The 12,129-nt window shown below is 67.6% G+C and carries 6 protein-coding genes and 1 pseudogene; 4 read left to right on the top strand and 3 right to left on the bottom strand.

Annotated elements, in window-relative coordinates; genetic code table 11:
- Nucleotides 1-201: 201 nt before the first annotated feature.
- From OG905_RS02020 to OG905_RS02010, 3 genes and pseudogenes are all read right to left on the bottom strand, one after another.
- A pseudogene (locus OG905_RS02020) lies at nt 202-570 on the bottom strand (1-phosphofructokinase); the annotation flags it as partial.
- Nucleotides 571-765: 195 nt separating this feature from the next.
- Nucleotides 766-1,464 carry a DUF2079 domain-containing protein gene (locus OG905_RS02015; RefSeq protein ID WP_328665847.1) on the bottom strand — a complete coding sequence of 233 codons (699 nt, stop codon included), beginning with the start codon at nt 1,462-1,464 and terminating at the stop codon, nt 766-768.
- A 467-nt stretch (nt 1,465-1,931) separates the two neighbouring features.
- Nucleotides 1,932-2,711 (bottom strand): S1 family peptidase, encoded by a 780-nt coding sequence (locus OG905_RS02010; protein WP_328665846.1) that lies wholly within the window; start codon nt 2,709-2,711, stop codon nt 1,932-1,934.
- 531 nt (nt 2,712-3,242) lie between these two features.
- On the opposite strand from OG905_RS02010, the gene OG905_RS02005 reads away from it, so the two are divergent.
- The 4 genes from OG905_RS02005 to OG905_RS01990 all read left to right on the top strand — a co-directional run bounded on the left by OG905_RS02005 (nt 3,243) and on the right by OG905_RS01990 (nt 11,797).
- Nucleotides 3,243-3,743 (top strand): ATP-binding protein, encoded by a 501-nt coding sequence (locus OG905_RS02005; RefSeq protein WP_328665845.1) that lies wholly within the window; start codon nt 3,243-3,245, stop codon nt 3,741-3,743.
- A 1,599-nt stretch (nt 3,744-5,342) separates the two neighbouring features.
- On the top strand, nt 5,343-6,938 hold the full coding sequence (locus OG905_RS02000) for a sigma-70 family RNA polymerase sigma factor (RefSeq protein ID WP_328665844.1): 1,596 nt from the start codon (nt 5,343-5,345) through the stop codon (nt 6,936-6,938).
- 694 nt (nt 6,939-7,632) lie between these two features.
- Nucleotides 7,633-8,991 carry a carbohydrate-binding protein gene (locus OG905_RS01995; RefSeq protein WP_328665843.1) on the top strand — a complete coding sequence of 453 codons (1,359 nt, stop codon included), beginning with the start codon at nt 7,633-7,635 and terminating at the stop codon, nt 8,989-8,991.
- A gap of 904 nt (nt 8,992-9,895) precedes the next feature.
- Nucleotides 9,896-11,797 (top strand): ABC transporter ATP-binding protein, encoded by a 1,902-nt coding sequence (locus OG905_RS01990; protein WP_328665842.1) that lies wholly within the window; start codon nt 9,896-9,898, stop codon nt 11,795-11,797.
- The last annotated feature ends 332 nt before the right edge of the window (nt 11,798-12,129 follow it).

The raw sequence follows: 12,129 nt of genomic DNA, 5'->3' as shown, positions 1-12,129 counted from the left end.
CGAGGCTCCTTGCTCGCGAACCGCCGCGGGGGCGGTAGTGGGTTGCGGTGGAGCGTTGTCCATCCGCGCCGAGGCAGTTCGAGCGTATGGACGGACGGGCGGGCGGGCCGGTGGGCCGGGGCCGTGAACACCTGCGGCCAGTAGGCGACCCGGGGCCGTGGACAGCTATGACCGGCGGGTCGGTCGGGACGGGGCGCATGGTCAGGGCGTCGGCTCCCCGAGGACACGGTCCAGGGGTACGGACGCGGTCGTCGTGACCGCCGCCAGGTCCAGGTCGGCCGGTGACGGCATGACGCTGCCCGGCAGCTGGACGGCCGCGGACCCGTGGGCGACCGCCGCCGCCAGGGCGGCGGGGCCACTGCCGCCGGCTAGGAAGCCCGCGAGAGAGGCGTCTTACGCGCCGACGTTGCTGCGCAGGGCGGTCGCGGCTGCGTGGCCGACCCAGGTGCCGGTGGCATCCACCAGCAGTCGGCCGTCCGCCCCCAGACCGGCCAGGACCGCCTGGGCGCCTCGTTCGCGCAGCTCCTCCGCCGCCTTGACCACGCCGCCGGTCGCGGCGAGCGGGCGGCCGTGTGTAGAGGGCACCTAGGACCATCGAGTTCCCCAGATGTGCGTGATGTTTACGGCGGTCACTAGGGAGGACTGTGTTAGGTGGCGACCATCCCGCTCCTTTGTCTACGCTTTGCCAAGTCGACGCACGCGGCACCGAGTTGGCGGGCTGCGTATGGCGGGTCCGCCCTGCCTGTCCGAGAGGCGATGCGCGGATTACTTGTTTCGGGGCCAGCAGCAGCACCACAGTGAGGCCGCATGCGGCGGGCTGCATCCCCGTGAGCGCGGTCCCGGTGACCCCGCCCGAGCCGAGGCTGTTCCAGTACGCGTACTGCCGGCCGGGGCTGAACGCCGGAATGATGACGAGGACTTCCAGCAGTGTCCCCACGATGCCGACAGCGGACGCGGCCAGGCCGAGCCGCACCAGCCACGGCGGGCCACCAGTACACCGATGACCGCGAGGGTGAGGCCGAGGTCTTCCTTGACCAGCAGCAGCGGCAGCGCCCACAGGACGGCAGCGCGCAGCCTCCCTTCGCCGAGCGCAGCCAGTGAGAAAGACAGCAGCGGTACGGCGAAGCAGACCTCGTGGAAGTCGAAGCCCACGGCCTGAGCAATCCCCCAGGAGGCGCCGTAGCCGAAGGCGACTACCAGGGCCGTGGTTCGGCCGGCTGTGCGTTGCGCCCAGGAGGCCAGCGGCACCACTGCCACGGCAAACAGCGCGGCCTGGGCCACCAGCAGCAGGATCGGAGAGGACCACAGCCGGTAGAAGGGCACCAGGGTGGCCAGGACGGGCGAGAAGTGATCGCCGAGCAGCGGGAAGCCGGGGCCCTTGAGCTCGGAGACGGGCAACTGGCCATGTGAGTAGGAACGCACAGCCTGCTCGAAGATGCCCAGGTCGAATCCGGTGGTCCTCATCCGCTGGTGATCTCGCACCGATACGGCCGCATAGAGAGTGTCCAGCACCGCCCCGAAGGCCCACGGCCCAAATGCACCGCACCAGGTGTGCAGGCTCGTCCGATCCTGGTCGGGCGTGGACGCAGCAGATGGGGGAGACGCGGTGGCGGGCGAAGTCAATTCATCATCATCAGGCACCTTTTCTAAGAAGGCTTCCGCATACCGTTCGGTGGGGTTGATCAGTCGAACTGGGTTCTGGATCGGGTGATCGCTGGGGTTCCGGCGAAGGCAGGGCCCCTCGGCAGCTCGGAGTTGCGAGGCTCAAGCACCGAGGAGGCCCCGTTGTGGCAGTCTTGCGTGACCATGCCTGCCCCGTTCAACTGCCCCGTGCCGCCGTGGGATTGCCTCACACACAGGTTCGGCAATGCCAGAAGCGGCAGTCGTTCTTCTTGGCCGCTCGACCGCTCCCCACCCCGGGCCGGGATGCCCTACACGCCCGTGATCTGCCTGATCCAGGTGCGGTAGTTGGCGATGTTGGTGTAGCCGCTCCAGCCGCCGGACGGCTTCGGGCCGACCGCGCTGACGCCTGCCTGCACCCACCTGCCGGTCTGAGGGCTCCACACCATCAGCGGTCCGCCGGAGTCGCCGCCGGCCGTGGTGCCGTTGCCCGCCCCGAAGCACAGCACGGCAGGGTTGGCGGGGGTGCACTGTGTACCGATCATGTAGCCCCTGGCGTACTTGAGCCGGGTGGGCAGGGGACCGCCCCAGTCGGCCTGCTCGGAGCCCCAGCCGTACACCTCGGCCGCCTGGTTCTGGGCGATGTCGCCGGCGCTCGCCAGCGGGGAGTACGTGGTGCGGACATCCCGGTCCAGCTGCACCAGCGCGATGTCGTTGCTGGGCCAGTTGTAGTAGGGGTGCTGGATCACTCTGACCGCCCATGCGGGGTAGCCGCCCTGGATGCGGTCCAGCGAACCGATCCGCACGAACGGCCGGTCGCCGGGGCCGACGCAGTGGGCGGCGGTGAGCACCCAGCGCGGGGCGATGATGGTGGAGGTGCAGCGGTGGTTCGTGCCCCCGAGCGAGGCGATGGAGGGCTTTTGCTCAGTGACGAACCAGCCGCCGACGATTCGCGTACCGACAGAGCCGGGGGCGGTGTCCTGGCCGGTGCTCCCGTGGGCGGTTGCCGGCACAACGAGCGCGCTTGTGGCCAGTGCGGTGAGCGCCGCGCTCAGCAGCGACCGCCGACGTATGACAGATCGTATGCCCATAACTGTCCTGCCTTTCCGGGTAGTTGAGGGTGCGGTTCGTTCTCACTGGGGACATGCAGTTGCCCCCCCGCGGGTCGCACGGCATCGGCCGACACGGGCGGCTGCGGGCCGGATCGCCGCCCACTCCGCCTGCCCGAGGCGGCGCGGCAGGTGCTTGCTCGCGACGCCGTTGTCGGCACCACCAGAGCGCAGTGAGTGGGCGCAGGTGCGCGCGTACGCCGGCGGCGCTGTTGGCCATGACGGTCATGGTGTGGCCCGTGGCGGGAACTTCTTGTTGTGATGAAGAAGGAGTACAGGCCGCACCATCCCGTGACGTGACCAAGCCGTTATAGAGGGGCAGTCGTGCCGAAGCGCCTGGCCCCTGTTGTGCCCGGAAGTTCAGGTCAACTCGCCCTCGCTCGCGGCCTCGTCGAGCGCCGCGGCCGCAACGCGCAGCGCAGTCAACGCCCGGAACCTTGCGTATCCGTAATTCGGCACTCCTGCTTGTCCCGCCGGTCGGCAGCAGTCACGGTGGGAGCGATCCGATCCTCGATGCCTGTTTCTGCGGGCACTTCCACGGAGTCCGATTTGGCCATCACTGACCACACTCGCCGGCCGGTCACCAGCCGCCCTCGATGGAGCCTTGCGAAGCCGCCTGGGCGGGCACGATGTCGGGCGTTCTGCATCACCCGGGCGAGGCGCGCCACCGTGCCGGATTTACGTCGCTTCGCGGTCCATACAGCCCGGCGGTGGGCGATTTCGAAGGACCCGTACGACACGCTGGCGCTGGTCGTCAGCGAACTGGTCACGAATGTCGTGCTCCACAGCGGCAGCCCGGACGTCGCGCTACTGATCACCTTCGACGGTGTCGCCCTGACCGTCGAAGTCACCGACAGTGGACGGTGGCTGGAGTATGACGCCGGGGCCCCCACGCTGGAGGGCCGCGCCTCCTTCGGGCGAGGACTCGAACTGGTCCGGGCGTACAGCAGCTGGTGCACCGTCCTCGCCACCGCGGCCGGCACCCGGGTGACGGCCGGTATCCCCGTCATTTGAGCCGGACGCGAGCCGGGTTGAGGTCCGCGAGCACAGCGGTTCGGCACGCTTCGGGCAATTTCTTGGGTATGGGTGATTCGGCATCCCCCTATTGCCGATCCCCAACCGTCCGCGTGAGATGAGAGCGCACGGTGCTCCACACCGGAGCACTGGCCCGCAGAGCTGCGCCGGTGATTCACGACCTGAACTCGCCAGCTGCCACGCGGACCGGCACCCCGGACTGCCGCTCACTCGGGTTCAGGTCCGGCTCGCGGCGCTGCTGCCTGTCGCCGGACGATCCGCTTCCCCCGGATGCGGACGGCACAACCGTACACGCGTGCACCCCCGGCCTCCTCGGCCCGGTGGACGCCTCACGCACCCGCGTGTCTCAGGACCCCGTGCACACACCCCGGGCGGCTTCCGTACCCGTTCTTACGTCGCCCAGTCACCGACCCCTGTTTTCATGCAATGCGGAAGGCTTGGCTGCTCCATGGTCGACCACCAGGACGAACCGCCCACTGACGCCGAACTCGTCGCCGCCGCTCTGAGAACCCTGGATCCGACGCCGCAGTGGAGGAGTTGTACCGGAGGCATCGTGAGCCGGCCCTCTCGTACGCGTACACCTGCTTCCGTGATCCGCGGAGCACCGAGGATCTCACCTCGGAGGTCTTCGCCCGCGCGGTGCGAGAGGCCCGATCCGGCTGCGGTCCCACGGTCGCCTGGCGCCCGTCTCTGCTCACCGTCGTCCGACGCGCCGCTGCCAGCTGGGCAGGCACAGCCCGCCGCACCGAGCTGTCCCACAACCGGTGCAACGGCAGCAGAAGCCAGCTCTGGGAGACGGTGCCGTTCAAGGAGGCGCCGGGCAACAGCCGCCTGCGCAACGGCGCCAGCGGTGGGTGCACCCCGACTATCACAGCGGCATCCAGCGGTTGCACCGGAACGCCGTCAACATCGCCGTCGCCATGGGCCCGTGCCGAACCACGGGGGAAGGGCGGCTGTTCCGCATCGATCTCCTCTCGGCCACGAGCGGCGACGGCAGTTGTCTTCTGCGCGCCGAACTCCGCGCCGGCGAGCCCTGGCACGAGATGCAGTTCGGCATGCTCACCCGGTTGGGAGGGGAATGCCCCCTCCGGAGCGGGGCGCGCCGGTCGTGCTCACGTGCAACTGCTACGGCGCCGTACGGCTCTGCTGTCTCGTCGACGGCCGGGCATCCGCATCGGGAGCGCCCTCACACCTCCGTCAACTCGTCGGAGTGACGCACGGATTATCAGTTGAGGAATTCCATCGCCTCCCATGGCTGTCACCTGCCACCGGAGATGAGTGGAAGACTCCTGTGCAATTACTCCTCGGCTCACGACCGTTGCAGCAGCCGCTCTTCGACGCTTGGCTTGGTACTTGCGGTCGCAAAGCTCGTCTCGAGCTGTTCGGACTTCTTTGCCGCCGCCCGCTACCCCGCCGAAGCTAATTACCCCAAACGCTCCCACTGGCATTCGAGCGTCGGCCACAATGTCGCTTCCGCCTCATCGAAAGGCCTTGCTACGCATGTCCGGTGATAGTGTTGGCTCCGTGTCCGACGCCGAACTCACGGCAGCAATAAGGGAGTTAGGATCCGAAGCTCCGGTGGAGGAGCTGTATCGGCGGCACCGTTCGGCGGTTCTGTCTTATGCGCGTACGTGTTGCCGTGATCCGCACACGGCCGAGGACCTGGTCTCGGAGGCCTTCGCCCGAACGCTGCAGGCGGTGCGGTCCGGGGGCGGTCCGGAGGCCGCTTGGCGACCGTATCTGCTCACGGTTGTCCGCCGCGTCGCCGCGGAATGGGCGGGCACGGCACGGCGCACCGAGCTGTCGGCCGATTTCGAGCAGTGGCTCGGCAACCTGCCCGACAGTCCTGAGGCGGAGAGCAGCGAGGAGCGGATACTGCGCCTGGAGGACGACAGCCTCGTCATCCGCGCGTTTCGCTCGTTGCCCGAGCGCTGGCAGGCCGTCCTGTGGCACACCGCCGTCGAGGAGGAACCCGCCTCGAAGGTCGGCGCCCTGCTTGGCATGGGCGCAAGCGGTATCGGCTCGCTGGCGTCCCGGGCCCGGGAAGGGCTGCGCGAGGCCTACCTGGCCGCGCATGTCGAAAGCGCCTCCGTGAGCGAGGAGTGCCGCCGCTACAGTTCCCTGCTCGGGGCCGCGGTGCGCCGTAGTGGCCGTCGCCCGAACAAGGACCTCGACCGGCACCTCGCGAAGTGCGCGCACTGCCGTCACGCGCTGGTCGAACTGACCGACCTCAACCAGCGGCTGGGCTCGGCGCTGCCGACCTGTGTGCTGTTGTGGGGCAGTTCGGCGTATGTGGCGGCCCGGATGGCCGAAGCCGGCGCGAGTGCCGCTGGTGCGGCCTTGGCACCCGGCACACCGGGCGGCCTCCCCCCGGACGGTGGTACGGGGTGGTGGCCGCAGGCCGCGGGCTCCCCACTGCGCTCGGGCGCGTTCGCCGGCGGCGTCGTCACCGCCCTCGCGGTCGCCCTCCTCGTCCTGCCCATGCCGTTCGGTGACGACGGCACCGAGTCCTCGCCCTCGCAGGCGACGCCGGCCGTGACGGACGTCTCCTATCCGCCGCCTGTCACGGTCACGGCTACCCCCTCCCAGCAGATCCCTTCGGGCCGGGCCGGGCCGGCCGTCCACGCATCAGGTACGGCATCAGGGAAGCCGGCCAAGCCGTCTCCCACCGGGGCCGATCTCGGGACCGTCACATGGTCGGGCACCCTCCGCAACCGGGGAATCACCACGAAATGCGTCGAGCCCGCCGGCACAGCAATCGTCCAGAACACCTGCGACGGCAGCAAGGACCAGGTCTGGCAGAGCGTGTCGTCCAAGACCCGCAAGGACTACAGCCGCCTGCGCAACGCCGCCACCGGCGAGTGCATCGACTACGGTGCGGCGACCTACCACCACGGAACCACCGGCAGGGACGTCATCGACGTCGGAATGTGCCCCTGCCGCACCGAGGGCGAAGGGCAATTGTTCCGCTTCGACCTGTGGTGGGTCGAGAACGACGGCAGCTACCTGGTGCGCGCCGACCTAACGGACGGCAAGCCCTGGGACGAGATGGTGCTCGGCATGCTGCACTGGCCGGAAGGCGGCGACCCGCCGCCCGAGACGAACGCCCCCCTCGTGCTCACCTACAACTACTACAACTCCACACGGCTCCGCTACTTCGTCGAAGGTAGGTGACAGGGCAGGCCGGGCCGGACCCCGTACAAGCCCGTCACTCAACGGCACATGGGCCGCACTCGGCAAAGCCTCGGCAAAGCAGCGGGATGGGCGCAGTCGAACACCCTCCTTCTCTGTGACCAGCCAAACACGCATAACGAGGGGGACTAGGTGGCCCGAAGCGTCCTCGCGCACCACGTCCACCAGCGCTTGAGTGATGCGCCCTGCGTTGGGCGGGCGCGGAGATTGCTGTCCATTGTGACCAGACCGACGCCGCGTCGGTCACCGCAATGGCGGTTCCCGAAGCGGGTTCAGCACGTTGGGTTTATGCGGTCATGAGGTCCGCCGTCGGCGTCCACACGGCGTAAATCACGGCCGGTGCCGCAGCCGGATCCCCGCGTCGGCGCTACCGAACTCACCCAAAGCGAGTATCACCACAATTCCTTGCCGACTGGGGAGGAGCGCCTCGGCCGGCAGGGACGGTGGCGCCGTGACGGAGTTCACCCATTGGCACCACCGGACCTGAGTGGAAGGCTCCTCAATGCAATTGCTCTTGGGCTCGCGGCCGTCACAGCAACCACTCTCCGACGCTGCTGTGATGATTGCGTTGCGCAAAGGACAGATCGAATTCTTTCGGCATCTCTACCGCCGCCACTACGCCGCAGTGCAGGCATACGCCTCCCAATGCGTGAGAGGTCCGCTGCATGCGCAGGAGGTGACGTCAGATGTCTTTGCGCACCTGCTCCAACAGATGGTGTCCGGGGAATCGCTCATCGAGCGTCGTCATCCCGGATGCCTGCGACCCCAGTTACTGGGAAAGGTCCGCACCGGCGCGATCCATCGCTGGCACCGGGAGCGCGAGACGCTGTCGCCGGACTTCCAGGCCTGGGTCGCGGCAGGATCACGCTGGCCCTGGGGCGAAGACGGCCAGCTGGCTCTCGCCTACGAGCGCCTCCCGGCCACCACCCAGTGCCTGCTGTGGCATTCGGTGGTGGAACGGGACGATCCCGCGTTCACGGCACGCATCACGGGCCTGGACCACCATGCGGTTCCGGCTGCGTGCGACCAGGCCATGACCGCGCTGCGCCAGGCCCGTGCGGACCTGTACCTCGAGCGGCTGGAGCGTCCGGACTGCAGGGAGGTGATCGAGCGGCTTACCCAGCGGCCTGAAGCACACCCGGCTGAAGGATGGGGCCATCTCCGCGCGTGTCCGGCCTGTGCGGCTGTCTACAAAGACCTGTCCCAGCTCGACGAGCAGCTCGAAGCGCAACTGCCGGTACGGCTGTTGGGATGGTGGACCGGACAGCAATACCTGCGTGCGAAGGCCGCCATCCCCGTACCACTGGGCGATCCGCCGTTCCTGGCGAGGTTGCTGGAGCGACGCCGGGCCGATGCCCCCGCAGAGCCCTCGCGTGTACGCCGCACAGCGGCCACCCGGGGGAGCCGGGGAAGAAGCAGGGCAGCGTCCCCGCTGCTTCCTCGTCGCTCCCGGGCCGCTTTCGCGGTGGCGGGCTTCCTGGTCGGCGTTGGCGCGGGCGTGCTCCTGCTGACCGCTTGTGACCCCCAGCTCGGAGCGCACATACAACCGCCGCCTACCTCCGGACCTTCACCTGCCCCGAACGACCCCCCGTCACAGCAGGCAACACCTCCTCCTGCGCTCTCGGCCCGATTCCCCGTCCAGGCCAATGCGTACACATCGCAGCATGGGACAAGCGCCGGCCCCGACCCCGGTGCCCGTTCCCTCGGAAGCTCTTCTGTCCTGCGTTACGACCGGGTCGATTTCTCCACCGTCCGAGACACCCTCGCCGTGGCGAGGCTCGCGGGGCCGTCGGGCGGCGGTGCCCGGATAGAGCTCAGGCTCGATTCCCCTGCCCGGCCACCGCTGGCACAGATCATTCCGAGTGCCGACGGTTCCGTGAACGACATCTCGGTGCCCATCACCCCCGTCGTCGGCGTGCACCGCCTCTACGTCACCGCGCACTGCCCGACGACCACCGATCGGTGCATCGAACTCTTCGCGTTCGGTGCGGCACCGTCGATGTCTGGGGCTCTGCTCGTCCTTCACCGTCCATAGGGAGCGTCATGCCAATCATCCTTGGCCACCAACGAGCAGCTACGACTTCCTTGTTGCGTGCGCAGAGGCCGACCTGGTGGAAGTCGAAGGGACTGATCCTTTTCGGGCTCACGTAAGTCTGATTCGCCCCGCCGCGCCAACCGAACGAGACGGCGGATGCTGTTGTTGCGTCCCTTCCTTCAGGCGCTTAAGCGCTGATTCGAGTCGCGCCAGGGACGAGTCGAGTTCCCAGCGGAATGCTGGTCGAGAGAACCTCGACCGGCATTTCTGCGTTGCCCGGGGCGGGACGTGCACACATGCGGAGGCGACGCTCCGTCAGAATCCAGAAAAATTCGAGGAGTTCCGTTGAGTGGGTCTGGATCCGCATCCGTACTATCAGGTGACGGTTGCCAATGATTCGGCCCAATGAGGTCGTCATTCGAGGCAACCGGAAAGTGGGGTCTGACGGCCCCTGAGATCCAATGGAAAGGAAGAATAAGTCATGGGATTTGATCTCTTCGCGCTCGGCCGGCAGGGTGCCGGGCGCGGTCAGCAGGGTGCCGGGCGCGGTCAGCAGGGTGCCGGGCGCTGCCGGCGTGGCGCTGGTCAGGGCGTGCGGGGCAGCGGCCGCGGCCAGGGCCGCGGGGCCAGTGGCGGCCGCAGGCGCGCCTGCCAGTAACAGTTCTGCGGATACGGGAGATTCCAGCCGGCTCCGGCAGCCGGCCCTGCGGATGACAACGCCGGAATTCTCTCCGCCCGCCTGACAGGGACTCGGGGATTGATACCGTCAGAACCTCTCACGGTCATCAACTCCGATCACCGCAACAAATGGGCCGCGGTCGCAGCATGAATTGCTGCGGCCGCGGTTTGCCGGGGGACGGCTCGGCGTCAGCAAACGCAGCACTCCAACCCAACCATCGGTTATATGAGCCAGATGAATAAATCAGCCATGCCCACAGCCGCAATCACACACGGACAGCGAGTCCGTCACGCGAGAACATCACCTGTTGCCAGCTTCAAGGAATTCTGGCCATTGGCCCGGAAGAACAGACCCGCCATGGCTGCAACCTTATCGTTGCTCATGCTCTCCGCGGGTTTCCAGACAGCCTCCATCTGGCTGGTTTCCTACCTCACCGACAATGTGCTTGCCGGCGGCAGGGTCTCTGCGTTCTGGCTGCCCGCCGCGACATGGCTCGCCTTGGCGGTTCTCGGTGGACTGGCCGGATTTGCGGGCGGATACCTCGCCGACTGGGTGAGTGAGCACTTCCTGCTCCAGTTGCGTGACCACACGTTTCAGCACCTGCAGAAGCTTCCTCCGGACTATTTCGGAAAGCGTGGGATCGGCGACCTGGTAGCGCGGCTGACAGGCGACATCGAGGCGGTGGAGTCCCTGGTCACCTCCGCTCCGGTAGCAGCAGTGACCGCCATGTTCGAGATCATGTTCTTCACCGTCGCCGCCTTCTGGATCAGCTGGCCGCTCGCCCTGGCGACAGTCGCTGCCGCTCCAGTGTTCTGGCTGGTCGCTCGTGCCTTCTCCAAGCGCATGCGGACCGTGACCCGGCAGGAGCGAGACAGCAACGGACAGCTCGCCTCACTGCTGGAAGAGAACCTGACCAACATGCCCGTTGTGCAGGCATACAACCGGCTGGAAGCAGAGCGCGCGAGGGTGCACCGCGAAGGGCGGACATGGATGCGTGCCAATCTACGCCAGGCGCTCCTGGACGGTGCCTATCGGCCCCTCAGCGGGTTTGTCGAAACCCTCTGCGTCCTGCTCATCATGGGCATCGGAGCCTGGCAGATCTCTGCCGGTCGGCTCACCATCGGCGGCCTCCTTGCCTTTTCGGCATACGTGGCCCATCTGTATCCCCAGTTGGAGCAGGTCAGCGCACTTTTGATCCAGATGTCGTCCGCTACTGCTGCAGCGGAACGCGTCCTTGAGGTGCTCGCAGCTCAGCCCGTTGACGCACCCGCGGACGGTCCCGTCACCGTCGAAGACGGTCCTGCTGAACGCACTTCCCTTGACAAGCAGCACCTGAGCGAGGCCCGTCCGCGGCGACACACGGCCGTTGGGTCCCCTCGGGGCTCCGGCATGGGCCCTAGGGCACCGCACACGCCAGGCCTCGACCGGCCGGCCCCGTCCGAAGTCCTCGCATCAGTTCGTGGCTCGATCGCCTTCGAAGGTGTCAACTTCTTCTATCCCGGTGCAGCCCGACCATCGCTCTGGGAAGCCTCGCTCACCGCTGCACCCGGTCAGCTCGTTGTGATCACGGGACCTAGTGGAGCCGGCAAGTCCACGATCGGCAAACTCCTTCTACGCTTCTACGCTCCATCGGCCGGCCGCATTCTTCTCGACGGCCTGGACATTGCCCCCATGACGGCGGCATCACTGCGCCGGAACGTCTGTCTACTGCCGCAGGAAAGCATGCTCTTCGAGGGGACGATCCGGGAGAACATCGCCTACGGTCGCCCTGACGCCGACGATGAGCAGATCGCCGCAGCCGCCAAGGCCGCCGACGCGCACGATTTCATCAGCGCCTTACCTGACGGGTACGCCACCTCCGTCGGCCGGCAGGGCCAGTTCCTCTCCGGAGGGGAACGCCGCCGACTGGCCATCGCACGTGCCATGATCCGTGACGCACGGATCCTCGTCCTTGATGAACCCACTTCGGGTTTGGACGACGAATCCGCAGAGCGGATCACGGAACCCCTTCGCCGCCTGACCACCGAGCGCACCACGTTCCTCATCACTCACGACCTGCGACTGGCCTCTTACGCCGACACCATCATCGAGGTGGATGCGGGAACATTGACGACGATCACTCCCTGACCCATGCCATCGAGCCCGCCGCCGCGCTGCCGACAGGCACGGAGGATCTGTAGTTCTTCATGCGGTCGAAGGCATGCTCGACGCGGGCACGGACCCGGCGAGGTTGGTGGTTGCCGCCCCCGGTGGCGCCCGTTCGAGCGTGGCGCACGCCCGGGCCGCGGCTGGATGAGCGACCGACCTGCCCGTCACCTCGGCACGGCCACGGGTCAACTCAACGCCACACGGGCCGATTTGGCAAAGCACGCGCAAAGCGGCGGGATGGTCGGGCCCGGACAGAGTCCTCTCTGGTGACCAGCCGACGGCCTTCCGCGCTCGTGACGAGGCGCGTGAGG

This window comes from Streptomyces sp. NBC_00322, assembly GCF_036147535.1.
In the GTDB taxonomy this organism is placed as follows: Bacteria; Actinomycetota; Actinomycetes; order Streptomycetales; family Streptomycetaceae; genus Streptomyces.
The sequence above is the reverse complement of the archived record's forward strand: the minus strand, read 5'-3'. Positions and strand labels throughout refer to the sequence as shown.